Here is a 25,341-nt window from a genome sequence, read left to right on the forward strand (position 1 = left end):
CCGGTGGGGGCAAGTGGGGGCTATGGCGGCTGAGAGCGAACGGACCGGGGAGCGGGCAGGAAGTCGGGCGGGGTGGCGGGAGTCGTGGGGTGGGGCCGTCGTGCGGGTCGTGGTGCTCGGGGTCGCGCTCGTGCTGCTTGTCGGGTTCGCCGCCGTACTCGCGGAGTTGACGCTCACCCCGTCGCCCGCCTCGTCGGAGATCGCCGGGGCCAATCTGCGGCCGGGGCGTTCGCTGCGGCAGTACGCCGAGGACTACACGTTCCTCGCCGCGTGCAAGCAGGTCGGCGGGAACGTGCTGATGGGCGCGCCGTTCGGGCTGTTGCTGCCGGTGTTGGTGCCGCGCAGGTTCCGGCTATTGCGGGTGGTGGGGCTGACCCTGGTCGTGATGACCGTGGTCGAGCTGGCGCAGGGTGCGATCGTCGAGGGGCGGGCCTTCGACGTGGACGACGTGATCATGAATACGACCGGTGCGTTCCTCGCGTATCTGCTGCTGGGGCGGCGGTTGAGCCGGCACTTTCACACGCTGGGGTTCGTGGTGAAGCGTGAGCCGGCGGCGGCGAAGGCGGTTATGAAGAAGGCGGTCGCCGCGAAGCCACCTGCCAAGAGGGCGGTCGCGAAGAAGACCGCCGCCAAGAAAGAGGCCGGTTCGAAGAAGAAGGCCGTCGGCAAGAAGAGGACGTTCCCGGGGCGGCCGCGTCCCCGGACGTAGGTGTCAGGCCGGGTCGTCCGCCAGTTCCGCGACGCCCGTGATGCGGTGCAGTGGGTATGTGCGGACCTCGTCGGCCGTGTGGTCGTATGCCGTCACGAAGCCGCCCTCGACCCGTACCGGTGCGATCACGCGCTGGCCCGCCGCGCCGTCCGCGTTGACGTAGCCGATCCAGAGCGCACGCCCGCGTCGGGCCGCGGTGTGCGGCCCGACGCGGTCTGTGCGGCCGGGTGGGTTACGGGACCGGCGGGATCGGGACGAAGGTCAGGCTCGCCGTGACCGAGGACCGTGCGAAGCAGCCCGCCGCGGCGAACGACGCCGTGTAGCTGGCCGCCGTCACGATGGTGCTGGGAACGGTGACGGTGGGCGGGGCGAGGGTCGCCACGCCGCTGGCGTCGGTGACGGCCGTGCCGATCAGGATCGGCCCGCTCACCGCGTTGGCGGTGAAGGTCACCGTCATGCCGGGGATCGGTGCGTTGGTCGCGGCGTTCCTCAGCGTCGCGTTCATGGTCTGGATGACGAAGGTGCCGTTGAGCCGCAGCCGGACCTGCCGGGGTGCGGCCGTGAGAGTGGTGGCCACGCTCGTCGCGTTGATGACCACGGAACCCGTCGACGTCCCGAAGCACGGGGCGCCGTTGTAGCGGGCGGTGATGGTGCCTGAGGACAGGCTGGTGGAGCTGAAGCAGGCCTGGCCGGCGGCGTTGAGCGCGACTGTCGCGTTGAGCCCGCCGGGGCCGGTGAAGGTCACTGTGCCGGTGGGCGTGCCCGAACCGGGCGCGTTGGTCGTGACCGTCGCGCACACCGTCACCGTCTGCCCGCAGACGGACGGGTTCGGTGTCGCCGTGACCGTCGTGGTGGTGGCGGCGGGGTTGACCGTGGCGGTGGCCGTGCCGGTGGAGCCGGTGAAGCATGGGGCGCCGTTGTAGTGGGCGGTGATCGTGCCGGTGGCCAGCGACGTCGTGGTGAGGCAGGCCTGGCCGGCGGCGTTGACGGCGACCGTCTGGTTGAGCCCGCCGGGGCCGGTGAATGTCACTGTGCCGGTGGGTGTGCCCGAACCTGGTGCGTTGGTGGTCACCGTCGCGCACACCGTCACCGACTGCCCGCAGACCGACGGGTTCGGCGTGCGCGAGACCGCGGTGGTGGTGGCGGCGGGGTTGACCGTGACGGCGACGGTGCCGGACGAGCCGGCGAAGCAGGGTCCCTCACCGTTGTATGTGGCGGTGATCGTGCCGGTGGACAGGGAGGTGGTGGTGAGGCAGGCCTGACCACTCGCGTTCAGCGGCACTGTCTGGTTGAGCCCGCCGGGGCCCGTGAACGTCACCGTCCCGGTGGGCGTGCCCGAACCGGGCGCGTTGGTGGTGACCTTGGCGCAGACCGTCACCGACTGACCGCAGACGGACGTGCCGGGGGTCGCGGTCACGATCGTGGTGGTCGCCGCCTCGTTCACGGTGACGGCGGCGGAGCCGCTGGAGCCGCTGACGCAGCTGGTGCCGTTGTAGTGGGCGGTGACGGTGCCGGTGGACAGGGAGGTGGTGGTGAGGCAGGCCTGACCACTCGCGTTCAGCGGCACTGTCTGGTTGAGCCCGCCGGGGCCGGTGAATGTCACTGTGCCGGTGGGTGTGCCCGAACCTGGTGCGTTGGTCGTGACCGTCGCGCACACCGTCACCGACTGCCCGCACACCGACGGGTTCGGTGTCGCCGTCACCGTCGTGGTGCTGGCGGCCGGATTGACCGTGAGGGAGGCGGCGCCGGTGGACGGCAGGAAGCAGCTGCTGCCGTTGTAGACGGCGGTGACGGGGCCGGTGATCAGCGAGGTGCTGGAGAAGCACGCCTGGCCGGCGGCGTTCAGCGGCACCGTGACGTTCAGCCCACCGGGTGCGGTGAAGGTGACGGAGCCGGTCGGCGTGCCGGAGCCCGGCGCGTTGGCGGTGACGGTCGCGCAGAGCGTGACCGACTGGCCGCAGACGGACGGGTTCGGCGTGGCCGTCACGGTCGTGGTGGTGGCGGCCGGATTGACGACGAGGGTGACGGAGCCCGCGGATGCCGCGAAGCAGGGACCCTCACCGTTGTACGTGGCGGTGATCGTGCCGGAGGCCAGGGACGTGCTGCTCAGGCAGGCCTGGCCGGCGGCGTTCAGCGGCACCGTCACGTTCAGGCCGCCGGGGCCGGTGAATGTCACCGTGCCGGTGGGTGTACCCGAACCGGGCGCGTTGGTGGTCACCGTCGCGCATACCGTCACCGACTGCCCGCACACCGACGGGTTCGGTGTCGCCGTGACCGCCGTGGTGGTCGCCGCCTCGTTCACCGTGGCGGTGGCCGTGCCGGTGGAGCCGGTGAAGCACAGTGCACCGTTGTACGTGGCGGTGACCGTGCCGGTGGCCAGCGACGTCGTGGTGAAGCACGCCTGCCCACTCGCGTTCAGCGGCACTGTCTGGTTGAGCCCGCCGGGGCCGGTGAATGTCACTGTGCCGGTGGGTGTGCCCGAACCTGGTGCGTTGGTCGTGACCGTCGCGCATACCGTCACCGACTGCCCGCACACCGACGGGTTTGGCGTGAGCGAGACCGCGGTGGTGGTCGAAGCCGGGTTGACCGTGGCGGTGGCCGTGCCGGTGGAGCCGGTGAAGCACGGGGCGCCGTTGTAGTGGGCGGTGATCGTGCCAGTGGCCAGCGATGTCGTCGTGAGGCAGGCCTGGCCGGCGGCGTTGACGGCGACCGTCTGGTTGAGCCCGCCGGGACCGGTGAACGTCACCGTCCCTGTCGGCGTACCCGAACCTGGTGCGTTGGTCGTGACCGTCGCACAGACCGTCACCGACTGCCCGCACACCGACGGGTTCGGCGTGAGCGAGACCGCGGTGCTCGTCGAGGCCGGGTTGACCGTGACCGTGACGGTGTCGCTGGACGCGGCGAAGCACGGGCCCTCGCCGTTGTAGACGGCGGTGACGGTGCCCGAGGCCAGGGTGGTGGTGGTCAGGCAGGCCTTGCCGCTCGGGTCCAGGCTCACCGTCTGGTTGAGCCCGCCCGGACCCGTGAAGGTCACCGTGCCGGTGGGTGTACCCGAACCTGGTGCGTTGGTGGTCACCGTCGCGCACACCGTCACCGTCTGCCCGCACACCGACGGGTCGGGGGTCGCGGTGACCACCGTGGTCGTCAGCGCCTCGTTCACCGTCACGTCGACCGTGCCGGTCGAGGGCGCGGCGCAGTCGTCGCCGCTGTAGGTGGCGGTGACGGTGCCGGAGAGCGTGGCGGGGGCGGTGAAGCAGGCCTCGCCGGCGGCGTCCAGGGTGACTGTCTGGTTGAGCCCGCCGGGGCCGGTGAAGGTCACCGTCCCCGTCGGCGTACCCGAACCGGGCGGGTCGATGGTGACGCTCGCGCAGAATGTGACCGTCTGGCCGCACACCGACGGGTCGGGGGTCGCGGTGACCACCGTGGTCGTCGACGCCTCGTTCACCGTCACGTCGACCGTGCCGGTGGACGGGTTGGCGCAGGAGCTGCCGTTGTAGGTGGCCGTGATCGTGCCGGTCTCCAGCGAGGTGGTGGTCAGGCATGCCTGGCCCGTGGCGTTCAGGGTGACTGTCTGGTTGAGCCCGCCGGGGCCGGTGAAGGTGACGGTGCCGGTCGGGGTGCCCGAACCTGGCGGGTCGATGGTGACGCTCGCGCACACCGTCACCAGCTCACCGCAGACCGAGGGGTCGGGCACTGCCGTCACCGTGGTGGTGGTGTCGGCGGGGCCGATCGTGACGGCGACGGTGCCGGACGAGCCGGCGAAGCAGGGTCCCTCACCGTTGTATGTGGCGGTGATCGTGCCGGTGGACAAGGAGGTCGTCGTGAGGCATGCCTGGCCCGTGGCGTTCAGGGTGACTGTCTGGTTGAGCCCGCCGGGGCCGGTGAAGGTGACGGTGCCGGTCGGGGTGCCCGAACCTGGCGGGTCAGTCGTCACCGTGGCGCACAGGCTCACCGTCTGGCCGCAGACGGACGGGTTCGGGGTGGCGGTGACCACCGTGGTCGTCGACGCCTCGTTCACCGTCACATCTGCCGTGCCGGTGGACGGGTTGAAGCACGCCGCGCCGTTGTAGACGGCCGTGACCGTCCCGGTGGTCAGCGTGGTGGTGGTCACGCAGGCCTGTCCGGTGGGGTCGAGCACGGCGGTCTGGCTGAAACCGCCCGGAGCCGTGAACGTCACCGTGCCCGTCGGAACCCCGGAACCGGGGGCGTCGGTGGTGACCGTCGCGCATAACGTCACCGACTGGCCGCACACCGACGGGTCGGGGCCGGCCGTCACCACCGTCGTCGTGTCCGCCGGGTTGACTGTCACGTCCGTGCTGCCGGTCGAACTCAGTGCGCAGCTGTCGCCGTTGTAGGTGGCCGTGATCGTGCCGGTGGCCAGCGCGGTGGTCGTGATGCACGCCTCGCCGGCGGCGTCCAGGGTGACTGTCTGGTTGAGCCCGCCGGGGCCGGTGAAGGTCACCGTCCCCGTCGGCGTACCCGAGCCGGGCGGGTCGATGGTGACCGTCGCACAGACCGTCACCAGCTCGCCGCAGACCGACGGATCGGGGATGGCGGTGACCGAGGTGGTGGTCGCGGCCTGGTCGACCGTGACCGCGACCGCTTCGGCGGAGCCCGCGAAGCACGGGCCCCCGCCGCTGTAGACAGCGGAGACCTCTCCGGTGACCAGTGAGGTGGTGGTGACACAGGCCTGGCCACCGGCGTCGAGGGGGACGGTCTGGTTGAGACCGCCGTCGGCCGTGAAGGTCACCGTGCCCGTCGGTGTGCCCGAACCCGGTGGCTGGGTGGTGACCGTCGCGCAGATGGTGACGCTCTGTCCGCACACGGACGGGTCGGGGGTGACTGTGACGTCGATGTTCGTCAGCGCCTCGTTCACCGTCACGTCGACCGTGCCGGTGGACGGCGCGGCACAGAAGTCGCCGTTGTAGGTGGCGGTGATCGTGCCGGTGGACAGGGAGGTGGTGGTGATGCAGGACTGGCCGGCGGGGTCCAGCACGGCGGTCTGGCTGAAGCCGCCGGGACCGGTGAAGGTCACCGTGCCCGTGGGGACGCCGGCGCCGGGCGGCTCGACGGTGACCGTCGCGCAAAGGGTGACCGGCTGGCCACAGACCGACGGGTCGGGGCCAGCCGTCACCACCGTCGTCGTGTCCGCCTGGTTGACCGTGACGTCGACACTGCCCGTGGAGCTCGCGGCGCAGTCGTCACCGTTGTAGGTGGCCGTGATCGTGCCGGTGGCCAGCCCGGTGGTCGTGATGCATGCCTCGCCGGTGGCGTCCAGAGTGACGGTCTGGTTCAGCCCGCCGGGGCCGGTGAAGGTGACGGTGCCGGTCGGGGTGCCCGTGCCGGGCGGGTCGATGGTGACGGTCGCGCAGAGGGTGACGGTCTCGCCGCAGACCGAGGGGTTCGGGCCGGCCGTCACGACGGTGGTGGTGTCCGCGGCGTTGACGACCTGGTTCACGAGGCCGGACGACGACGGGTCGAAGGTGCTGTCGCCGGTGTAGGCGGCGATCGCCTGGTGGGTGCCGACGCTCAGGTCGTCGATGGTGACCTGGGTCTGGCCGGCGGCGTCCAGGGTGCCGATGAGCGTGGGCCCGTCGTCGCTGATGATGACGTTGACGGTGCCGGTCGGGGTGGTGGTCTCCGGCGGTACCGGGGAGACCTGGACGGTGAAGGTGACCGACTCCCCGCAGACTGAGGGATTGGGAGACGATGTCAGCGTGGTGATGGAACTGGCCATGGTGCAGCCTCCTTTGGGAGTGTACGAGGCCAGAGCGAACCGACGCCCTCCGGGTGAGAGCGGAAAAGGCACGCCGCAATGAAAGAAGCTGTGTCGGCGCATTGCTCACCCGGTAACACGGGCGCCGGGGATTCACTCTCCAGCGATTCCCAGTAGGCGCCCCGGTCTCGTTCATCCGCCATACGGGTGCACGCAATTGAACCCGTATGGCGGAGCGCCCAGGGAGGGCGGGGGCGTAATTCAGATATTCTCCGGTACCCACCGGCGCGGGAATGCCCAAAGGCCGTCCGCCCCGCTCACGGAAAGCGCACCGGCGGTACGGCGACTACTGGTTGACGACGATGACGGTGCCGCCCCCGCGCCGCCGCGCGGCCTCGGCTTCCTGGCGGGTGGGGTAGTCGCGCATCACTCCGTTCGGCAGGACCAGCCGGTAGATGGTCCCTCGTCCACCGGCACGTGCACCGCAGTTGCATCCCATGGGAACTCCTCCTTCGTGCTCCGTCGTACTTCCTTCAGTCGAGCCAGGTGGACGCCAGGCCCGCCAGGTAGGACAGCGTCAGGATCATGGCGACCGCCCGGAAGACGGTGGTGTCGCCGGCCAGGAAGGCGAGCGGCACGACCGACGCGGCGGCCCAGATCCCCGTGCACCAACCGCAGGTGACCAGATAGGCGGGACCGGATTCGTCCCCGAAGCGATCGGCCACCCACGTGCGCAATCCGGCAGCCAGTACGTCCTTGGTTATGAATCTGGTGATACGACAAATCGCACCGAGAGACAAAAGAAACACCACCGGTTCCATGCAATTCATCGTAGGACGACCCATATTCATGCGGTAGGCCCTTGCGAAAGCATTTCCATGACAGGTAAACGCAAGGAAATCAAGTGCTGTTGTGGTGCTTATGTGGCGAACTCCCTCGGGCCGCGGGCCCGGACGCGTGTGATCGCCGTCTTCAAAGCAGGGTCCGCACCCGTCCCCGGAAGTAGGCCCTACGCCGGGTCGTCCGCCAGTTCCGCGACGCCCGTGATGCGGTGCAGTGGGTATGTGCGGACCTCGTCGGCCGTGTGGTCGTACGCCGTCACGAAGCCGCCCTCGACCCGTACCGGTGCGATCACGCGCTGGCTCGCCGCGCCCTCCGCGTTGACGTAGCCGATCCAGAGCGCCGAGCCCGTCAGCGCGGCGGCCTGGACCGTGGCCAGGGTCTCGGCCGATGTGGTGCGGGGCAGGTCGCCGTCGGCCGGGGCCGTCGCCGCCGGTTCGGGGAGCGTCTTGCGGACGACCGTCGCCGCCTGGTCGCCGGCCCGGATCGCCCGTACCGCCGCGCCGAGCAGGGTCGGGGCCGGCACCGGCGGGCCGTCGGGGACGGGGGCCGGGGGCGTACGGGGCGGGGTGCGGTGCGCGTGGGCGCGGGTGATCAGGACGTCGCCCTCGGCGGACTCGGCCGCCGGCGCGAGGCCCATCGTGCGCAGCCCGTCCAGCAGCGTCGTGGGGTCGGCCTGGGCGGCGAGGACGGTCGGCGCGAGGCGGCGCAGCCCCAGGCCCTGGGAGCGGCGGTCGGCGAGGATCTCGTCCAGGACGGCCTCGTCGTCGCAGCGTACGTACGCCGAAGCGGCGCCGACCCGCAGATGGCCGTGGCGCCGCGCCATGTCGTCGATGAGGTAGCTGAGCGGCTGCGGCACCGGCGTGCGGCTGTGCGCGGTGAGGAACGCGTGCAGGTCGGACGCGGACCGCCCGGCGTCGAGCGCGCGGCGCACGGACGCGGGCGTGAAGCGGTAGACGGTCGCGCCGCCCCGCGACTCGACGTCCGCGAGCACGGACAGCGTCTCGGCGAGCGGACGCAGCAGCGGGCCGGGCGCGACGGCCGTGAGGTCGGCCTGGAGGAGTACGTGGTCGAGGGGTTCGGGGAGGTGCGGTGCCAGCGCGCGGGCGGCGTGCAGGCCGTTGGCGGAGAGCTCCGCGCCGGTGGCGGCGGGCACGGGCCCGCCCACGCGGGAAGCGGGCTTCGGGAACGCGCCCGGCTTGGAGAGCGCCCCCGTTGCCCCACCGTCCGGTGCGATCAGCGCGCGTCCGTGCGAGGAGAGCGCCCCGCGCCCGGTCACGCCCAGCAGCTCCGCCTCGTTCAGGGTCCACGCGGCGATGCGCGCCCGCAGGTCCTCGGGCCGGCCCGCCACCGCGCCGCGCAGCGGGCGCTCCCAGCGCAGCCGGGCGAGCACGCTCTCGGGGTCGGGCGCGGTGCCCTCCGGGAGACTCGCGAGCAGGTCCAGTACATGGCGCCGTACCTCCGGCGCGGCGCCCCGGTCCAGGTCAGGGCCGAGCGCGGCGAGCGTACGGCCCTTGCTGTCCTGGCCGCCGACGAGGCCCGCCGTGCGGGTGGCGCCGAGCCAGGCGGTGGCGAGGCGGGCCCAGCGTTCGGACGGGGGCAGGTCGGGCCACTGGTCGTAGGCGGGCGTCGGCGCGTACCGCTCGCCCACTTCGCCGTCCGCCGCCAACAGCCCTGCCGCGAAGGCGAGTTCGAGCCAGAACGCGGTCACGGGCTCGGTGGCGTCCAGCGCGGTGGCGGTGCGTTTGAGGTCGCGTACGGAGAGGCCGCCGGCGCGCAGGACGTTCGGGCCGCCCTCGTTCCACTCCTTGGCCAGCTCCTCGATCGTCGCGAGCGCGGTGAACGCCTGGGCCGCCGCCGCGCTGTCCACAACCTGTGGACGGCTGAGGGCCGCGGAGCCTCCCGTCGAGCCCGCCGCCGGGGTCGACGGGTGCGGCAGGATCTCCGGTGGCTCCGGCTCGGTGTGCCGGTGCGCGCGCCCGCCGCGCAGATGCAGCGCGGCCTCGCGCGGCAGCACGACGGTGCGCGTGGAGGTCGGGAGCAGCAGCCCGTGGTCGCGCAGCCACTGCACGGGCGGCGCGGGCTTCGAGGTGATCTCGCCGTACGGCGGCCCCCACACCAGCCGGTCGAGCACGCTCAGCGCCTCGGGCGGGGCGGTGTCGAGCAGCGCCGCCATCCGCGTGCGGTCGGTGAAGAGCGCGGCCAGCGCGGCGACCGCCGAGACCGGGTCGTGCGTGGAGGGCAGCCCGGCGGTGGTGATGATCTCCTGGATCCGGCCCGGCGACATCCCCGCCGTGGCTTCGGCGACGGTCGGGCCGAGGCCGGTCGGGGAGGGGTGGCTGGGGGACGGTGCCAGGATCTCGCGGGCGGTACGGACCAGCCGCAGCCGGTCGTCGGCGCCCCAGATCAGCGCCTGCTCGCGCAGCGCGGCGACGGCGTGCGGCAGAGCCGCCTCGACGCGAGGGTCGCCCTCGTCGCCGGTCATCAGCGCGCGGAGCGCGTCGTATGACGCGGGGTCGGCCGACGCCGCCAGCGCCTCTGCGGTCTGGAGCGTGAAGCGGTCGAGCCGCTCCAGCGCCCGTACGACGGATGCGCGGGTGCCGGCGCGGGTGGCGAGCTGGCCGAGGTCGTTGGGCACGGGGCTCAGCAGGTCGGGACGTGCGCGCAGGAGGGCGGCCAGCGCGTCGTCGTCGCGGGTGCGCAGGGCCTCCGCGAGCGTACGCGGGGGCGTTGCGCCGGATCGTTCGGACACGTGCGCCTCCAGGGGCGGCTAGCTGATTCCCATCCGCCACACGTTAGCCCCTGAGGGGCGGCCTGCCGGAGTGCCGGGCGTGCGGCGGGGTGCGGCGAGTGGTGGGACGGCCCGGGTCGGTTGACAGCCGCCGGGCTCGTTGCCTGTAATGGCAGCGGTGCCGCGTGGTGCCGGCCGAAGAGCAGTGGGCGGGCCGGTGACCGGGCGAGCACCCTTCTTCCGAGGGATGCGCCATGAGTACGTACTCCGCGACCCGTATCTGAACCTTTCTCATTCCTCGCAGCCGGTTCCGGCGTGCGCGGCACCTTCGGGCGTGCCGCGGCCACGGCCGAGGGCTGCCCTCATCTTCCGGAGAACCAGAAACGTATGCCCACGTCCAACCTGCTCCTGCTCACCACCACCGGCGCGAGGTCGGGGACCCGCAGGACCACCCCGCTCGGCTACGTCCGCCACGGCGACTCGCTCCTGGTCGTCGCGTCCAACCTCGGCGCGCCCGCGCACCCCGACTGGTACCGCAACCTGCTCGCCCACCCCTCGGTGGAGGTGGAGATCGGCACCCGCGTCTTCGAGGCGCTCGCGGTGCCGGCCGAAGGGGCCAGGCGCGACGAGCTGTTCGCGTATGTCGTACGGGAGGCTCCCGGGTACGGCGACTACCAGGCCGCGACCGAACGGACCCTGCCGGTCGTGGTGTTGGAGCCGGCCGGGGCCGGGGGCGGTGAGGTGCCCCGCGAGGTCAGGACCCTCGCCGACAAGATCCTGGAGGTGCATGACCATCTGCGGGCCCAGCTGCGGCTGGTGACGGCGGACGTCGACGCGCACTTCGTGGCGCTCGCCGCCCACGAGGGTCCCGGCGAGCCGCCGGCGCCGGGTCTCGGGCTCCAGATCCGGCAGCGGTGTCTGGCGTTCTGCCAGGCGCTGGAGTTCCACCACACGAGCGAGGACGGGCATCTGTTTCCCGGGATCGCCCGGTACCACCCGCACTTGACGGACGTCTTCGACCGGCTGAGCGCCGAACACCGTACGGTCGCGCGGGTCCAGGACGGTCTGGTGGCGCTGCTCGCGGACCTCGGGTCGGCCGAACCTCCGCTGTTCCGGGCCGAGTTGGCGGAGATGACGACGGAGCTTACCGCGCACCTGGATTACGAGGAGGAGATGATCCTGCCGCTCGTGGCGGAGGTGCCGTGGCCACCGGCACGGCCCGCGCCCTCGGCCTGACCGCCCTTGCCGCACTGGACGTACGGATACGAGCGCGACACCATCGGCCGCAGAAACGTGTGGGTGTGCTTGTGCGTGTGCGGAGGGCAGTGTGGGGATCGAGAGCGACCAGCTCGTCTACGACTATCTGAGCCGGGTCGGAGACGTGGCCCAGCAACGGCAGTTGCCCTCCGGTGAACGGATGAGACTGGTGTCGGAGCTGCGCGGCGAGATCGAGAAGCAGCGCGGGAAGTTCGGCGGCGACAGCCCCGCCGCCGTCCGCCGGATCCTGGGGCGGCTGGGTACGCCGGACCAGGTGGTGGGGGCGGCGACGGGGGAGCCGGTGCCCGCGGCGGCGCCCGAGCCGCCGAGTCTGCCGAAGCAGCGCGGCACGCTGGGCGGCTTCCTGAAGGAGCGGCGGGACGGGCCGTCGCTGCCGAAGCAGACACGCGGGCCCGTGGCCCCCGTCGAACCTGCCGCGTCTCCGCCCCACCTGGCTCCCATGCACGAACTCGGCACGTCCGGCGGCGAACCGGACTGGTGGCGCGTCGATCCCGGCCCGATGGGGGCGACGGGTGTCTCGGGGTTCGTCGGCGGCGTCGAGATCCCCGAGATACTGAAGCCGCCGCCGACGCCTGAGGAACTCGCGGAGAAGGAGGAAGCGGCGGCGGAGGCGGAGGCCGACGAGGCGCCGGACGCGCCGGAGCCGCCGCAACGCCGCCGCCTGCTGCCACGGCTCCGCCGCCCCGCCGAAAAGCCGCCCCGCCCCGGACTCGGCCTCACCAACCCGTTCCTGCTGCTGGCCGCGGTCCTGCTCATCGTGGGCGCGGTCCTCACCTCCTGGCTGGTACTCGCGCTGGGCTGGGCCCTGGCGTACACCTCCCGCCGCCTGTCCCGCACGGAGGCGAAACTGGCGGTCTTCGGCCTGCCGATCGCCTCGGCGGTCGCGGGCGGGGTCTGGATCTGGGGCCGCACGACGGAACGCTGGGGCGAGGCGATCCCGGAGGGCGCGACGGGAGAGGCGATCTCGGCCACCTGGCCAACGGTGCTCCAGGCGGCGGCAATCAGCTCAGCCCTCTTCCTGATCTGGCGCTCCCGCCGGGTCTGACACGCGCCGCCCGCCACTCGCCCTACGCCGCCTCCACCCCGTCCCCCGGACGGTACGGCGCGCTCGGGATTACCAGGGGGGAGCCCGTCACCGGGTCCGGGATTATCAGGGAGGTGAGGCCGAAGACCTCTTGGACCAGGGGGGCCGTCACCACCTCCGACGGTGGGCCTTCGGCCACGATGCGGCCGGCCTTCATCGCCACCAGGTGGTCCGCGTAGCGAGCCGCCTGGTTGAGGTCGTGGAGGACTATCACCACCGTGCGGCCCTGGTCGTGGTTGAGGCGGCGGATCAGGTCCAGGACCTCCACCTGGTGGGCGATGTCCAGGAACGTCGTCGGTTCGTCCAGCAGCAGCAGGTCCGTCTCCTGGGCCAGTGCCATCGCGATCCAGACGCGCTGCCGCTGGCCGCCCGACAGTTCGTCGACGGACCTCTCCGCCAGCTCCGTCACGTCCGTACGCGCCATCGCGTCGGTGACCGCCCGCTCGTCCTCCTCCGACCACTGCTGCCACCAGCGCTGGTGCGGCTGGCGGCCGCGGGAGACCAGGTCGGCGACCGTGATCGCCTCCGGCGCGGACGGCGACTGCGGCAGCAGGCCGATCGACTGCGCGATCTTCCGCGTCGGGATGCTCGCCAGCTCCGCGCCGTCCAGCAGCACCGAACCGCTCTTCGGCTTCAGCAGCCGCCCGAGCGCGCGCAGCGTCGTCGACTTGCCGCAGGCGTTGGGGCCGACGATCACGGTCACCCGCCCGTCCGGGACGGCCAGTTCGAGCTCGTGGACCACCGTGCGGTCGTCGTACGCGAGCGTCAGCTCGTGCGCCGAGAGCCTGCTCATGTCCATTTTCATGCCCCAGCTCCTGCCGTACGGCTACGGATGATCAGCCAGATCAGATACGGCGCCCCGACCGCCGCCGTGAGCACCCCCACGGGCAGCTCGGTGGGCGCGAACAGCTTGCGCGCGAACAAGTCGGCGAGTACGACGATCACCGCGCCCAGCAGCGCCGAGCAGAGCAGCGGTATCTGCGCCGTACGCGTCATCCGCCGCGCGATCTGCGGCGCGAGCAGCGCCACGAAGTCCACCGGCCCGGCCGTCCCGGTCGCCACGGAGGCGAGCACCACACCCAGCAGGACGAGCCCGAGCCGTATATGCCTGAGGCGTACGCCGAGCGCGGTCGCCGTCCCGTCGTCCATCGAGACCGTGCGCTGGGCGTACGCCGCCCACGCCACCGCCGGCAGCAGGATCAGCAGCACCCAGCCGAGCGGCCCCGCCTCGTCCCAGCCGCGGCCGTTGAGCGAACCGGTCATCCACACCTGGGCCTGCTGCGCGACCAGATAGTCGCCCTTCGTCATGAACAGCGTGGTGAGCGAGCGCAGCGCGATCGCGACACCGATGCCGATGAGGACGAAGCGGGTGGCGTGCAGCCCGCCGCGCCAGGCGAAGGCGTACACGAGCACGGCCGCCAGCATCCCGCCGGTGACCGAGAGGTACGGCAGGACGGTGAACGACGTGACGCCGTACGTCATCGCGAAGACCGTCAGCACGCTGGCGCCCTGCGTGACACCGATGATGTCGGGGCTGGCGAGCGGATTGCGCGCGACAGTCTGGATCAGCGCGCCCGAGACGCCGAACGCGGCGCCGACGAGGAGACCTACCACCATGCGCGGCAACCGCAGCGTGCCGACGACCAGTTCGGCCGACGACGGCTGTCCGAGGATCACCTTCACGACCTCGGCCGGGGCCACGAAGCTCTCGCCGACGCTGAGGTACGCGACACAGCTCAGGCAGAGCAGCAGCGCCAGGACGACCGCGGCGACCGCCGCGCGCCGGTGCAGAAGGAACGACACGCGCCGGGCGCCGAACCGGGTGCGTACGAGGGCGTATCCGGCCGGCCGCACCCCGGCGCGCGCCCCGGTGACCTTCCCGTCAACTGTCGTACTGACGCCCGCACTCACGCCGGTACCGCCTTCCTGCGTACGAGAGCGACCAGGAACGGCACACCCAGCAGCGCCGTCATCACGCCCGCGGGCACCTCGCCCGGCGGGAACAGGATCCGGCCGACCACGTCCGCGACCAGCAGCATCACCGGCCCGACGAGCGCGGCCATCGGCATCAGCCAGCGGTGGTCGTTGCCGACGATCGCGCGCGCGATGTGCGGGACGGCGAGGCCGATGAACGCGATCGGGCCCGCCGCCGCGACCCCGACCCCGACGAGCACCGTCGCGCCGACGCCGCCCACGAGGCGTACGGCCCCGACGTTCTGGCCGAGGCCCTTCGCGACGTCCTCGCCGAGCGCGAGCGCGTCGAGCCCGCGCGCGACGGACACCACCAGCACCGTGCCGACGACGAGGAACGGCCAGACCTGGCCGACCAGTTCGGCGTCCCGGCCCGCGACCGAGCCCACCTGCCAGAAGCGGAACTCGTCCAGCGCCGCCGCCCGCGTCGTCAGGATGCCCATCGTGACGGAGACCAGGAGCGCGTTGATCGCAGCGCCACCGAGGGCGAGTTTGACCGGGGTCGCGCCGCCTCTGCCCCGGGTGGCGATCGCGTACACCGCCACCGACGAGATGGCGGCGCCGGCGAACGCGAACCACACGTAACCGGTCAGCGTGTGCACCCCCGCGAACGCGATGGCCATGACGACGCCGACCGCCGCGCCCTGGCTGATGCCGAGGATGCCGGGGTCGGCGATGGGGTTACGGGTGATGCCCTGGAGGACCGTCCCGGCCAGCGCGAGCGCGGCACCGACCATCAGACCGATGACGGTACGGGGCACCCGCAACTGCCGTACGACCTGGGCGTCGTCGCTCTGCCCCCCGTTGAGCAGGGCGTCGAACACGGCGCTCGGCGCGACGGCGCGCGCCCCGACCGCGAGGCTCAGCAGGATCGCGAGCAGCAGGGCCACGGCCGCGGCGGCCGTCCAGCCGATACGGCGGGCGACGAGAACGCGTCTGGTGCGGTGGTTCGCCGGGGCGGCGGCTGGCATCGGGACCAATCGGGGGGGGCAGGGTGGCGCGGCTTGGTAAGGCTTGGCTAAGTCTATGCACCGGATCAAGCCACGGAGCGGCCGAGGGGTCCATGCACAATGCTTGTATGACTTCGACTCCGGCCCCGACCACGGTCCCGACCCCGGCCTCGACCCGTACCCCGCCTCCGCTGACGGTCGGTTTCGACCTCGACATGACGCTCATCGACTCCCGGCCGGGCATCCACGCCGCCTACCTGGCACTTTCCGCCGAGACCGGTGTCCCGATCGACGCCGACCTGGCCGTGACCAGGCTCGGTCCGCCGCTCGACGAGGAGTTGGCGCACTGGTTCCCGGCCGACCGCATCGCCGAGATGGGTGACCGGTACAGGGAGATCTATCCCACACACGCGATCAAGCCGACGCCCCTGATGCTCGGCGCCCGCGAGGCTGTCGCCGCCGTCCAGGCACTCGGCGGGCGGGCGATCGTCGTGACGGCGAAGCACGAGCCGAACGCGAAGCTGCACCTCGCGCATCTCGGCGTGGAGCCGGACGAGGTGATCGGCTGGCTGTGGGCGGAGGCGAAGGGCGAGGCGCTGCGCGAGCACGGCGCGAGGGTGTACGTCGGTGACCACATCGGCGACGTACGGGGCGCCCGCACGGCGGGGGCGCTCTCGGTCGCGGTGCCGACGGGCCCCTGCGACGAGGCGGAACTCCGGGCGGCGGGCGCGGACGTGGTGCTGTCGGACCTGCTGGCGTTCCCGCGGTGGCTGCGGTCCTACGTGGCCGACGCCCCCGAGGGCCCGGTGGCGGACCTCGCCTGACGGCGCTGCGCGGCGATCGACAGGAGCAGCCCGGCGCCCGCGATCAGGAAGCCGACGCCCATCAGCATGCTGAGCGCGTAGGCGACGGTCGGGAACGGGTCCGTCCCGAGGAACAGCGGGGCCACGGTCACCAGAGTGGCGACCGCGCCGACGATGAAGACGATCGCGCCGATCCGCACGAGCCGGTCACCGGGACCGGCCGCTCGGTCCGGTGGTCGCGGCGCGGGTGAGGAAGGAGTAGCAGTCACTCCACCAGGGTAGTTCCCTGCGGACAGGAACCAACCGGCGACGTCTTGTCACCAGCCCCTGGACCATTAGCCTTGGGGACGGCGGGTCGTCCGACCCGCTGTAGTGCTATCCAGAGCCGTTTTTGTGCGCGCCAGCGCCCCCAACACATATGAGGACGAGGACAGACGTGCCTACCGGCCAGGTCAAGTGGTTCAACCGTGAGAAGGGCTTCGGCTTTCTCTCCCGTGACGACGGCGGCGACGTCTTCGTCCACTCATCGGTCCTCCCTGCCGGAATCGACGCACTGAAGCCGGGCCAGCGCGTCGAGTTCGGCGTCGTCGCAGGCCAGCGCGGTGACCAGGCCCTGTCGGTCACCGTCATCGACCCGGCACCCTCGGTGGCCGCGGCCCAGCGCCGCAAGCCCGACGAACTGGCCTCGATCGTCCAGGACCTGACGACGCTTCTGGAGAGCATCACCCCCACGCTGGAGCGGGGCCGGTATCCGGACAAGGCCCAGGGCGCGAACATCGCGGGCCTGCTGCGCGCGGTCGCGGACCAACTGGACGTCTAGGGCGTGTTTGAGAAGTAGCGTCGTCCGCCCATCGGGCGGGGCCCACGGCGTCTGGTGCGTGCGATCGCAAGGCGGAGGATCAGCCCCGTAGATGGACCGGACGTACTTGGATGACTCCGACAACGCGGCGAGCGCGCGTGCCAGGCGTCGTGGGCCAGACGGGACTTCTCAAACACGCCCTAGGTCCTGTCCGGTGGATTTTCGCCGCGGATATCAGTAGGGGAGCGGTTCGCTCAGGTCGGCCGCCCGCAGCGCCGCGGTCAGCGCCCGTTCGTCTCCCACGTCCACGGCGGTGTCCGCGAACTTGATGACGTGTTCGTCGCCGTGGGCCAGAGCGCGCTCCAGGACCTCTTCGGCGGTGGTGCCGGTGACCGGCGCGTACGGGGCCGGTCCCGGTGGCGCGTACATGGCCGTCACCGCCGCCGTCGCCGTCCACGCCGCGTGCAGGCTCGGCACCCACAGGGCGCGCGGCAGGGCGGGCAGCGTGCGCAGTACGGCGTTGGGTGCCGTCGCCGCGTGGACCAGCATCGTCGGCTCGCCGTGGCCGTGCGTGGCGTAGCGGTGGGTCGCCGCGCGGACCAGGTCCGTCAGCCGTAGCCGCGCCTCGTCCGGGTCGGTGACGTCCGCCGACCAGACCGGCAGCCGGTCCACCCGGGGGAGCCGGTCCGTGAAGCCGCCCGTGAAGTCGGCGATCGGCGGTACGGCGTCGAGCGCGCCGTCGGCGTCCGGGGCGCCGGGGAGCGGGGTGAGGCCGGCGACCGGTCGGTGGCGGGCGGCCCAGTAGCCGAGTCCGTGGGCGAGTTCGGCGAGGCGTGGCGCGTTCTCGCCGCTCTTGGTGATGACGCGTACGGCGTGGCCGACCCGGATCACCGGGTGCGTGGCACCGCCGTACAGGCCCGGCAGCAGCCGGGGCCACCACTGGGCGAGCACATCGCGCCAGGGCCGCTCCTCGATCGCCCGCAGGAAGTACGCGATCCAGTCGGCGCCCCGGCGCGTGTCGCCCAGCGCCTCGCGCCAGTTGGCGTCGGTGACGGGGGAGACGGGGGTGGGGAAGTCGTCGAGCCTGACCTCGTACGCGTCCAGCCACCGGTGCACGGACCCCGACCGGCCGTGGGTGGCGAGCGCCTCGGCCACCATGGGGGCGTGGTTGGTGAGACGCCAATTGTAGATCTCGGGCCCGGAGGCGTGCAGCCGCTCCAGGGCCTCTTCGAGAATGCCGCTGCCGTTCGCGTCGTGCGCGCCGTTCGTGTCCTTCGTCATGCGAACGACGCTATGCCGGTGCCGTACGCCCGCGTATCGGCCGCGCGGACCACTCCCTGCGGACCACTCCCGCGGGCCCGAGCCCTAGGCCCTGGGCCGCGCTGTCTCCGCCGGGTCAGCCGAAGGTCAGCGCGTCCGGGGAGAGCTGCGGGACCAGGCCCTCGTCCGCCGCGCGCGTGAGGAGGCCCCGTACCGCCGCGTAGCCGTCCTCGCCCAGGTCCGCGGTGAACTCGTTGACGTACAGCGCGATGTGCTGGTCCGCCACCGCCGGGTCCATCTCCTGCGCGTGCGCGCGGACGTACGGGCGCGATGCCTCCGGGTCGTCCCACGCCATCCGGACCGACGTACGCGCCGAATCCGCCAGCGACTGGAGCGTGTCCGTGCCCAGATTCCGCTTCGCGATGATCGCGCCCAGCGGGATCGGCAGGCCCGTCGTGGACTCCCAGTGCTCGCCCATGTCGGCGAGGCTGTGCAGCCCGTAGTCCTGGTAGGTGAAGCGCGCCTCGTGGATGACGAGTCCCGCGTCGACCTTGCCGTCGCGCACCGCCGGCATGATCTCGTTGAAGGGCATGACCACGATCCGGCCCACGCCGCCCGGCAGCACATCGGCCGCCCACAGCCTGAACAGCAGGTAGGCGGTGGAGCGTTCGGACGGTACGGCGACGGTCGCACCGGTCAGGTCGGCGTCCGGCCCCCGGGTCAGGACCAGCGGGCCGTTCCCGCGGCCGAGCGCCCCGCCGCACGGCAGCAGCGTGTACTCGTCGAGGACCCACGGCAGCACGGCGTACGACACCTTCAGCACGTCCAGCTCGCCGCGCTCGGCCATGCCGTTGGTGATGTCGATGTCCGCGAACGTCACGTCCAGCTCGGGCGCGCCCGGCACCCGGCCGTGCGCCCAGGCGTCGAAGACGAACGTGTCGTTGGGACAGGGCGAGTACGCGATCCGCAGGGGTGGTACGGCGGCGTGCCTCATGGCGACTCCCATGGCGATTTCTCGAAGACGGGGCTGAGTTGGCGGCAGGCGTACCGCAGCGCATCCAGCGCCTGGCCGATGCGCCAGGCCGAACGGTCGCGCGGGCCAACGGCGTTGGAGACCGCGCGGATCTCGACCACCGGCACCGCGTACGCCGCCGCGGCCTCCGCGACGCCGAAACCCTCCATGGCCTCGGCGGCGGCGCGCGGGTGACGTGCCGTCAGTTCGGCGGCACGGGCCGCCGATCCGGTCACGGTGGAGACGGTGAGCACCGGCGCGTGGACGGCGTCCAGAAGACCCGCGACGCGGGCGGCGAGTTCCGGCGGCGGGTGGTGGACGGTGCGGCCGAAGCCCAGCTCGTCCACCGGGAGGAAACCCTCGGGCGTCTCGGCGCCGAGGTCGGCGGCGACGATCGCGTCCGCCACCACCAGGGAGCCGACCGGGGCGAGCGGCTGGAACCCGCCGCCGATACCGGCGGAGATCACCAGGTCGTACGGGGATGCAACCGCGAGGGCCGTCGCCGTACCGGCCGCCGCTGCCGCAGGTCCGACCCCGGCGGCCAGCACATCGGCGCCGGAGTGGGAGGCCAGGACGTAACCGCCGGGCAGACGGCGCTCCGTGGCCGCCCCGAGCCCGTCCGAGACCGCGTCGGCCTCGGCCTGAACGGCCGTCACCACCAGTACGCGCACGAACGCCCCTCCCTTGACACGATCAGAACGGGCCGGGACGCGTCGGAACGGGCCCGGTCCGGCCGGGACGGGTCAGGATTCCCGCTTCAGCTCGAAGTTCCAGACCCCGGTCACGGCCCGCTCCTTCTCGCTCGTCTCGACGATGCTCAGATTCACGGCATCGATGAGCTCGCCGGTCTGCGAGGCGAAGAACGAGCCCGCCTGGATGGTGCGGAAGGTGTTCTTGTCCGGCTGGGGCTCGGCCCGCTGGCCCTCGACGTAGAAGGTCCAGCCGTTGTCCGCGATCTCCGGGTCGACACCGAAGTGGATGCGCTCGTCGGGGGAGACCGTGACCGTCTTGCGTTCCGAGGTGTCGTTGAGGCACCTCCTGAGCACGGCCTCGTCGCCCAGCGACTTGCCGTCGTTGTAGCAGACGGCCTCGGAGTGCACGGTGTCCGTACCGACCGTCACCGTCGCGAGCGGCGTGGGCTTGTCGCAGGCCGAGAGGGCGAGCAGGCCCGCGGAGACGGCGCCGAGCGCGACACCGGTCCGGCGGGCCCTGGCAGAGATAAACGCAGCGGTCATGGGCCGAAGGCTATCGCCCGGCCGGGCTCAGGCGGCGCGCGGGTGCGGCGCGCCGTGCCGGGCCGCGCCGAGCAGCCCCCGTACGGAGAAGGCCGCCCCGGTCGCCACCAGACCGGCGGCCACCGACATGCCGAGCACCCCGTTGAGCGGCAGGGCGATACCGATCGCGCCGCCCACCACCCAGGACATCTGGAGCGCCGTCTCGGCGCGCGCGAAGGCGGACGTACGGACCTCCTCCGGGACGTCCCGCTGGATGCACGCGTCCAGCGACAGCTTCGAGAGGGCCTGGGTGAAACCGGCCGTGGTGGCGAGCACCGCGATCGTCAGGCCGCCGAAGAACACCGCCGCGAAGATCGCCGCCGTGAGGGCGAGACCCAGCACGGTCGCGATGATCACCTCGGGCGCGCGGGCCTTGAGCCAGGCGCCCACCGCCGTACCGATCGCGTTGCCCGTGCCCGCGCAGACACCCACGATGGCCAGCGAGACGGCGGCGCTCTGCCCCGCCAACGGGTGCTGGCGCAGCAGGAACGCCAGGAAGAAGATCAGGAAGCCGGAGAGCGCGCGGTGCGACGCGTTCGCCTGGAGGCCGTTGAAGACGGACGGGCCGACCGTGCGCAGACTCGGCCGCTTCTTGCTCCCGCGCGCCACGAGCTGCATCTTGCGCTCGCCCTTCGCGGAGTCCACCTTCGGCGGCATCGTGAACGCCAGGAAGGTGCCCGCGGCGAAGATGAGGAACGCGCCGTACAGCGGCCACTGTGGGCCGATCTGATGGAGGCCGGCCCCGATCGGGGCCGCCGCGCCCGTCGCGAGCAGGCCCGCGAGCGTCACCCGGGAATTGGCCCGGACCAGGGGGAAATTCGGTGGCAGCAGCCGTGGCACGACGGCGCTGCGGACGACTCCGTAAGCCTTCGACGCGACGAGCACGCCCAGCGCGGCCGGATACAGCTCCAGGCCGCCGGTCGCGACCGCGCCCGACATGGTCAGCGCGAGCAGCGCCCTGGTCAGCATGGCGCCGGCCATCGCGGCCCGGCGGCCGTGCGGGATGCGGTCGAGGAGCGGGCCGATCACCGGGGCCAGGAGCGTGAAGGGGGCCATGGTGACGGCGAGGTAGAGGGCGACGCGGCCACGGGCCTCGTCGGTCGGTACGGAGAAGAAGACCGTCGACGCGAGGGCGACGGTGATCATGACGTCACCCGCGCCGTTCACGGCGTGCAGTTCGATCAGCCTGCCGAGGCCGGACTCGCCCGCGCCGTGCGCGTGCGTGGCCTTGCGGATGCCCTTCGCGGTGCCGGTGAACGGCAGGTGCAGGGCACGCCCGACCGTCCGCCCCACTCTGCGGAGCGGACCGGAGCGCTCGGACGACCTGACGGCTGCCACCCCGTCATAGTGCCCCCACTTCGCGTGGCGGAACGCCCGTGACGTCCCTGACGCGCGGACTTCAGCTGTTCTTCTCATTACTTTGCCGAGATTTCACGGCGGCTCCGGTGCCCCGTCCACCGACTGTCGCGGAGTCTTTCCCGGGGTCTCGCACCGCCCGCGGGCTGCCCGAACTCCGGGAAAGGGGGCGTGCAGGTGGGCGGCGGGCGGTGGAGGGGGTAGCGTGCGTAGCGCGCCACCGGCGGTTGTTCTCGGCCGCGCGCCTCTTTGTCATCCCGCAGAATGGTTGACGGTAGGTGTGCCCGGGAGAAGTCGGGCGTGGACGTCGATGCGGCCCTCTGGTCCGCTCCGCCCTCGGCCCGTACATCGTGAATCGGCCGGCGCACCCGTGAAACGGCGTAGGAGAGAAGCGAGACCTGTGAGTGCTGCGACGACTCGAAGCCGAACCCCCGACCGCCTGTGTGCCGAGGCGGTGGACCTCGCGAGGTCGGCGGCCGAGGACGCTGCCGCGCCCGGTGTCGTCGGTGAACATGTGGCGGTGGTGTCCGAGGGTGACCGTGTAGTCACGCATCTCTTCGAATGCAAGGAGATGGGCTACCGCGGCTGGCGCTGGGCGGTGACGGTCGCGCGGGCGTCCCGCGCCAAGCTCGTCACCCTTGACGAAACGGTGCTGCTGCCCGGCCCCGACTCCCTCCAGGCCCCCGAATGGGTGCCGTGGAGCGACCGGCTGCGTCCCGGGGACATGGGCCCCGGCGATCTGCTGCCGACCGAGGCGCAGGATCTGCGCCTGGAGCCCGGCTACAGCGGCGAGGACACGCCCCCGCCGAACTCGGCGGTGCCCGACGCAGTCACCCCGCAGGCGCTGGCGGAGCTGGTCGAGGCGGAGGACGCGGAGGAGACGGACCGCGGCGTACTCGCCGACGAGGGCACACCGCTCACCGTCCGCGGCACGATCGCGTCGGTCGCCGAGGAACTGGGCATGCGCCGCGCCAGAGTGCTGTCCCGGTACGGCCTCCACATCGCGGCGGACCGCTGGGACGAGGCTTTCGGCGCCAAGACCCCCATGGCCCAGGCGGCACCCGCGCCCTGCGTATCGTGCGGCTTCCTCCTGCCACTGGCGGGCTCGCTGCGGCAGGCGTTCGGTGTCTGCGCGAACGAGTTCTCCCCGGCGGACGGCCGGGTGGTCTCCCTGGCCTACGGCTGCGGCGGCCACTCGGAAGCGGCGGTCATGCCGACCCCACCCCGCCCGGCACCGCACGTACTGGACGAACTGGGCGCGGACGCGTTCCCGCTGGGGGCGCCGGGCGAGGGGAGTTAGGCCCGCGTCCGGCCGGGGCTTCGGTGATCGCGGAGGCGTTCACGGCGCCACAGTCTGCCCGTTACGGCACGTGCGCCACGTATCGATGCCGCCCGAGGTAGATGCGGCAGTCGACGGCTTCGCTCAACGCACCTTCATCCAAGGCAAGTTGCTCGGCCCACCACCAGGCGTCGCACTCTTCGCACTCTTCGGGCTTGGCGTCGGCACCCTTCGCGTGCGGGCCGACTTCGGTCCGCCGTACATCGTCGGGACGTGCGTCCCATTCCTCCGCCCCGAGAAACGCCCGCAACCGCCACAGCCCGCCGACCGTCCCCCGGTACTCGGCCAACCTGCCCACGGCGGTGTCGAGAACCGAGGCTCCCACTTCCGGCGGCATCTCGCCGATCACGGCCTGCTCCTCTGTCCGGCACGTCGGTGCCAGTCCTGCCGGCCGGGTCTGTGTCTCGTCGGGCATCAGGTCAACTCCTGGTGGGACTGGGCCCACAGCCCGTACCCGTCGGCGGTGACGCCGGACGACTGTGACAGCCGGTCGATGATGAGATCGCCCGGTCCGTAGGTCTGGACCACGGGCAGGCGGTAGGTGCCGTCGGCGGTGATGCGCGCGCGTCGGCCCGCGGTCGAGATGGTGATCTCGATGACTCGGGGCGGCGGGCGGGCGAGCTGGCGAGGACGGCGATGAACAGTTCGTTCGCGACGGCGGGGGCGTCATCGTGCGTGAGACGACCCCTGGTCCACCGGCGGACGCGGGCGGCCTCGGCAGGGTGGCCCTTGAAGACCAGGCGCCAGGTGTGTCCCGATTCGGGCATGGCTACCCCTCGGCTTCGGTAGCTATCTGAGTACGGATAACTTCTTTCTGTACTCAGATTGTCGCGAGTTGGCGCTGGTCAAGCGGGAGGCGAGAGTATGTGTGTACAGATTGACGCGATCATTGAGGACGGTGGTGTGGCGGTGGCACAGCCCGAGTACCTGCGGATCGCCGCTGACCTGCGGCGCCGTATCTCCTCCGGCGAGTACGGACCCGGCGACCGGCTGCCCACGCTCCCCGAGCTGTGCGAGGCGTACCGCGTATCGGAGACGACCATCCGCAACGCGCTCAGCCTGCTCCGCAACGAGGGGCTGATCGAGTCCAAGGCGAGGGCCGGGACGCGGGTGAGGCCGCAGCCGCCCGTTCACCGTATGGCCGCCGACCGGTATCGCACCGCGCCCGGCGCCAGGGCCACGCCGTACACCCGCGACCAGGGCATCGGGTGGTCCGAGTACCGGCTCGACAAGCGCTTCGAACGGGTCCAGGCCAACGCGGAGTTGGCCGCGCTGTTCGAGTGCGAGCCCGGCGAACGGCTTCTCGCCCGGCACTTCGTCTCCCACGACAACGACGAGCCGACGCAGATGTCCACCAGCTACGTGCGCTGGTCCGATGTCGCCGGTACACCCGTGGCGGATCCGATCAACGAGCCGTGGCCCGGTGGCACGCGCGCGCAGCTCGGCAGCCTGGGCATCCATGTCAACCGCGTCACCGAGAGTTTCACGGCGGCGATGCCGACCGATGCCGAAGCCGCGACACTGCGTGTCGGTGCCGGGGTCCCGGTGCTGCGGTACACCCGACGGCACATCGCGGACACCGGACGCGTCGTGGAGGTCGCACATCCGATCGTGCGCAGAGGGGACACCACGGTCGTTGACTTCGTCATCGACCTGGACGACTGAACCCCGGACGCACCAAAGCACTGCTGCCTGCCGGAGGAAAGACTGCCGGCCAACCGGTGTTCATGCCGACGACGCGAGCGTCGACAGTCGCGAGACGGTCGAACACGCCCTGGCCTCAAGGCGATCTGAAGTCGGCGGGAAATGTGTGCTTGATGAAGGTGGCCAACTGCGCCTGAGCCTCCGACAACCCTTGTCGGGTCGCGTGTGCCTCGCGCCGCCAGGACCTCAGTTGGTCTTCGTCGGGCGAATCGGAGTCGAAGGCCGCCCTGAGCGCCGCGTGATTGCTCTCGACCCACTCGCCTCGGCGCTTTACGGCCTCTTCGAACTCGAAGATCCGCAGTAGCTCCCGCTCGTTCCCTGATGCCGCGAACGACCGCACCACCGGCGCGCGTGACAAATTTAACGCCCCACCCCGCATGTCCGAGTCCATCCACGCACCCCGACCCCGTCAAGCCGCCCGACCTCACGGAAGTGTCCCCTGACCGAAACGCCGACCCGTCTCATGGCTGGCACCGCGCCCCGCTGTGATGCGGACCCGCGACCCGTACGAGGCG

The 25,341-nt window shown here is 71.9% G+C and carries 22 protein-coding genes and 1 pseudogene; 7 read left to right on the plus strand and 16 right to left on the minus strand.

The genetic code is table 11. The features are described 5' to 3' along the window. Positions 1 to 100: 100 nt before the first annotated feature. Positions 101 to 709, plus strand: coding sequence for a VanZ family protein (locus OIE74_RS21725; protein ID WP_329386185.1), 609 nt, complete (start codon positions 101 to 103; stop codon positions 707 to 709). A 3-nt stretch (positions 710 to 712) separates the two neighbouring features. Here OIE74_RS21725 and OIE74_RS21730 read toward each other — a convergent pair. The 5 genes and pseudogenes from OIE74_RS21730 to OIE74_RS21750 form a co-directional block, all read right to left on the minus strand. Further along, positions 713 to 904 (minus strand): annotated as a pseudogene (locus OIE74_RS21730) (WYL domain-containing protein); the annotation flags it as partial. A gap of 37 nt (positions 905 to 941) precedes the next feature. Beyond that, positions 942 to 6,446, minus strand: a complete 5,505-nt coding sequence (locus OIE74_RS21735) for a beta strand repeat-containing protein (protein WP_329386187.1) — start codon at positions 6,444 to 6,446, stop codon at positions 942 to 944. Positions 6,447 to 6,771: 325 nt separating this feature from the next. Further along, positions 6,772 to 6,924, minus strand: coding sequence for a DUF7196 family protein (locus OIE74_RS21740; RefSeq protein WP_329386189.1), 153 nt, complete (start codon positions 6,922 to 6,924; stop codon positions 6,772 to 6,774). A 34-nt stretch (positions 6,925 to 6,958) separates the two neighbouring features. Next, complete coding sequence (locus OIE74_RS21745; protein ID WP_329386191.1) at positions 6,959 to 7,246, minus strand: DUF1360 domain-containing protein; 288 nt, start codon at positions 7,244 to 7,246, stop codon at positions 6,959 to 6,961. Positions 7,247 to 7,434: 188 nt separating this feature from the next. Next, positions 7,435 to 10,017: a helicase C-terminal domain-containing protein gene (locus OIE74_RS21750; protein WP_329386193.1), complete on the minus strand. Its 2,583-nt coding sequence runs from the start codon at positions 10,015 to 10,017 to the stop codon at positions 7,435 to 7,437. Between the two features lie 366 nt (positions 10,018 to 10,383). Between OIE74_RS21750 and OIE74_RS21755 the strand changes: the two genes are divergently transcribed. Together OIE74_RS21755 and OIE74_RS21760 are read left to right on the plus strand one after the other, a co-directional pair. After that, positions 10,384 to 11,232 carry a nitroreductase/quinone reductase family protein gene (locus OIE74_RS21755; RefSeq protein ID WP_329386195.1) on the plus strand — a complete coding sequence of 283 codons (849 nt, stop codon included), beginning with the start codon at positions 10,384 to 10,386 and terminating at the stop codon, positions 11,230 to 11,232. Positions 11,233 to 11,323: 91 nt separating this feature from the next. Continuing rightward, entirely contained in the window at positions 11,324 to 12,319 is a 996-nt protein-coding gene (locus OIE74_RS21760; RefSeq protein ID WP_329386197.1) for a hypothetical protein, read from the plus strand. 22 nt (positions 12,320 to 12,341) lie between these two features. Here OIE74_RS21760 and OIE74_RS21765 read toward each other — a convergent pair whose 3' ends face one another. The 3 genes from OIE74_RS21765 to OIE74_RS21775 are packed head-to-tail and all read right to left on the minus strand — an operon-like array spanning position 12,342 to position 15,300. Beyond that, positions 12,342 to 13,151, minus strand: a complete 810-nt coding sequence (locus tag OIE74_RS21765) for an ABC transporter ATP-binding protein (RefSeq protein ID WP_329392381.1) — start codon at positions 13,149 to 13,151, stop codon at positions 12,342 to 12,344. An 8-nt stretch (positions 13,152 to 13,159) separates the two neighbouring features. Beyond that, complete coding sequence (locus OIE74_RS21770; protein ID WP_329386199.1) at positions 13,160 to 14,269, minus strand: FecCD family ABC transporter permease; 1,110 nt, start codon at positions 14,267 to 14,269, stop codon at positions 13,160 to 13,162. Beyond that, a complete protein-coding gene (locus OIE74_RS21775) occupies positions 14,266 to 15,300 on the minus strand; it encodes a FecCD family ABC transporter permease (RefSeq protein WP_329386201.1) in 1,035 nt (344 codons plus the stop codon). The genes OIE74_RS21770 and OIE74_RS21775 overlap by 4 nt, the downstream gene beginning before the upstream one ends. Before the next feature lie 107 nt (positions 15,301 to 15,407). On the opposite strand from OIE74_RS21775, the gene OIE74_RS21780 reads away from it, so the two are divergent. Further along, positions 15,408 to 16,103: an HAD family hydrolase gene (locus tag OIE74_RS21780; protein WP_329386203.1), complete on the plus strand. Its 696-nt coding sequence runs from the start codon at positions 15,408 to 15,410 to the stop codon at positions 16,101 to 16,103. Here the strand turns inward: OIE74_RS21780 and OIE74_RS21785 are convergent. Further along, positions 16,058 to 16,351 carry a hypothetical protein gene (locus OIE74_RS21785; protein ID WP_329386205.1) on the minus strand — a complete coding sequence of 98 codons (294 nt, stop codon included), beginning with the start codon at positions 16,349 to 16,351 and terminating at the stop codon, positions 16,058 to 16,060. The genes OIE74_RS21780 and OIE74_RS21785 overlap by 46 nt on opposite strands. Positions 16,352 to 16,518: 167 nt before the next feature. On the opposite strand from OIE74_RS21785, the gene OIE74_RS21790 reads away from it, so the two are divergent. Continuing rightward, a complete protein-coding gene (locus OIE74_RS21790) occupies positions 16,519 to 16,902 on the plus strand; it encodes a cold-shock protein (protein ID WP_329386206.1) in 384 nt (127 codons plus the stop codon). A gap of 213 nt (positions 16,903 to 17,115) precedes the next feature. Here the strand turns inward: OIE74_RS21790 and OIE74_RS21795 are convergent, their stop codons facing one another. The 5 genes from OIE74_RS21795 to OIE74_RS21815 all read right to left on the minus strand — a co-directional run bounded on the left by OIE74_RS21795 (position 17,116) and on the right by OIE74_RS21815 (position 21,765). After that, entirely contained in the window at positions 17,116 to 18,162 is a 1,047-nt protein-coding gene (locus OIE74_RS21795; RefSeq protein WP_329386208.1) for a questin oxidase family protein, read from the minus strand. Between the two features lie 115 nt (positions 18,163 to 18,277). Continuing rightward, positions 18,278 to 19,147 (minus strand): 1,4-dihydroxy-6-naphthoate synthase, encoded by an 870-nt coding sequence (locus tag OIE74_RS21800; RefSeq protein WP_329386210.1) that lies wholly within the window; start codon positions 19,145 to 19,147, stop codon positions 18,278 to 18,280. Continuing rightward, complete coding sequence (locus OIE74_RS21805) at positions 19,132 to 19,824, minus strand: futalosine hydrolase (RefSeq protein WP_329386212.1); 693 nt, start codon at positions 19,822 to 19,824, stop codon at positions 19,132 to 19,134. The genes OIE74_RS21800 and OIE74_RS21805 overlap by 16 nt, the downstream gene beginning before the upstream one ends. Before the next feature lie 72 nt (positions 19,825 to 19,896). Beyond that, positions 19,897 to 20,388: a DUF2771 domain-containing protein gene (locus OIE74_RS21810; protein ID WP_329386214.1), complete on the minus strand. Its 492-nt coding sequence runs from the start codon at positions 20,386 to 20,388 to the stop codon at positions 19,897 to 19,899. 27 nt (positions 20,389 to 20,415) lie between these two features. Continuing rightward, entirely contained in the window at positions 20,416 to 21,765 is a 1,350-nt protein-coding gene (locus OIE74_RS21815; protein ID WP_329386216.1) for an MFS transporter, read from the minus strand. A 418-nt stretch (positions 21,766 to 22,183) separates the two neighbouring features. Here OIE74_RS21815 and OIE74_RS21820 point away from each other — a divergent pair, with 418 nt between their 5' ends. Continuing rightward, the gene (locus tag OIE74_RS21820; RefSeq protein ID WP_329386217.1) at positions 22,184 to 23,083 is read left to right on the plus strand and encodes a DUF3027 domain-containing protein; all 900 of its coding nucleotides are present in this window, start codon (positions 22,184 to 22,186) and stop codon (positions 23,081 to 23,083) included. A gap of 61 nt (positions 23,084 to 23,144) precedes the next feature. Here OIE74_RS21820 and OIE74_RS21825 read toward each other — a convergent pair whose 3' ends face one another. Next, positions 23,145 to 23,537 (minus strand): hypothetical protein, encoded by a 393-nt coding sequence (locus OIE74_RS21825; RefSeq protein WP_329386219.1) that lies wholly within the window; start codon positions 23,535 to 23,537, stop codon positions 23,145 to 23,147. Positions 23,538 to 23,986: 449 nt separating this feature from the next. Between OIE74_RS21825 and OIE74_RS21830 the strand changes: the two genes are divergently transcribed. Further along, a complete protein-coding gene (locus OIE74_RS21830) occupies positions 23,987 to 24,787 on the plus strand; it encodes a GntR family transcriptional regulator (protein ID WP_329386221.1) in 801 nt (266 codons plus the stop codon). Between the two features lie 115 nt (positions 24,788 to 24,902). On the opposite strand, the gene OIE74_RS21835 is transcribed toward OIE74_RS21830, so the two are convergent. Beyond that, on the minus strand, positions 24,903 to 25,217 hold the full coding sequence (locus tag OIE74_RS21835) for a hypothetical protein (RefSeq protein ID WP_329386222.1): 315 nt from the start codon (positions 25,215 to 25,217) through the stop codon (positions 24,903 to 24,905). Positions 25,218 to 25,341: the final 124 nt, after the last annotated feature.

Source organism: Streptomyces sp. NBC_01716 (assembly GCF_036248275.1).
Lineage (GTDB): Bacteria > Actinomycetota > Actinomycetes > Streptomycetales > Streptomycetaceae > Streptomyces.

Bases quoted from the DNA above. Each gene is read 5' to 3' on its own strand.
- OIE74_RS21775 (WP_329386201.1), bottom strand. From the start codon at position 15,300: ATGCCAGCCGCCGCCCCGGCGAACCACCGCACCAGACGCGTTCTCGTC.
- OIE74_RS21810 (WP_329386214.1), bottom strand. From the start codon at position 20,388: ATGACCGCTGCGTTTATCTCTGCCAGGGCCCGCCGGACCGGTGTCGCG.
- OIE74_RS21765 (WP_329392381.1), bottom strand. From the start codon at position 13,151: ATGAGCAGGCTCTCGGCGCACGAGCTGACGCTCGCGTACGACGACCGC.
- OIE74_RS21825 (WP_329386219.1), bottom strand. From the start codon at position 23,537: ATGCCCGACGAGACACAGACCCGGCCGGCAGGACTGGCACCGACGTGC.
- OIE74_RS21740 (WP_329386189.1), bottom strand. From the start codon at position 6,924: ATGGGATGCAACTGCGGTGCACGTGCCGGTGGACGAGGGACCATCTAC.
- OIE74_RS21830 (WP_329386221.1), top strand. From the start codon at position 23,987: ATGTGTGTACAGATTGACGCGATCATTGAGGACGGTGGTGTGGCGGTG.
- OIE74_RS21755 (WP_329386195.1), top strand. From the start codon at position 10,384: ATGCCCACGTCCAACCTGCTCCTGCTCACCACCACCGGCGCGAGGTCG.
- OIE74_RS21835 (WP_329386222.1), bottom strand. From the start codon at position 25,217: ATGGACTCGGACATGCGGGGTGGGGCGTTAAATTTGTCACGCGCGCCG.
- OIE74_RS21735 (WP_329386187.1), bottom strand. From the start codon at position 6,446: ATGGCCAGTTCCATCACCACGCTGACATCGTCTCCCAATCCCTCAGTC.
- OIE74_RS21780 (WP_329386203.1), top strand. From the start codon at position 15,408: ATGACTTCGACTCCGGCCCCGACCACGGTCCCGACCCCGGCCTCGACC.
- OIE74_RS21745 (WP_329386191.1), bottom strand. From the start codon at position 7,246: ATGGAACCGGTGGTGTTTCTTTTGTCTCTCGGTGCGATTTGTCGTATC.
- OIE74_RS21795 (WP_329386208.1), bottom strand. From the start codon at position 18,162: ATGACGAAGGACACGAACGGCGCGCACGACGCGAACGGCAGCGGCATT.
- OIE74_RS21800 (WP_329386210.1), bottom strand. From the start codon at position 19,147: ATGGGAGTCGCCATGAGGCACGCCGCCGTACCACCCCTGCGGATCGCG.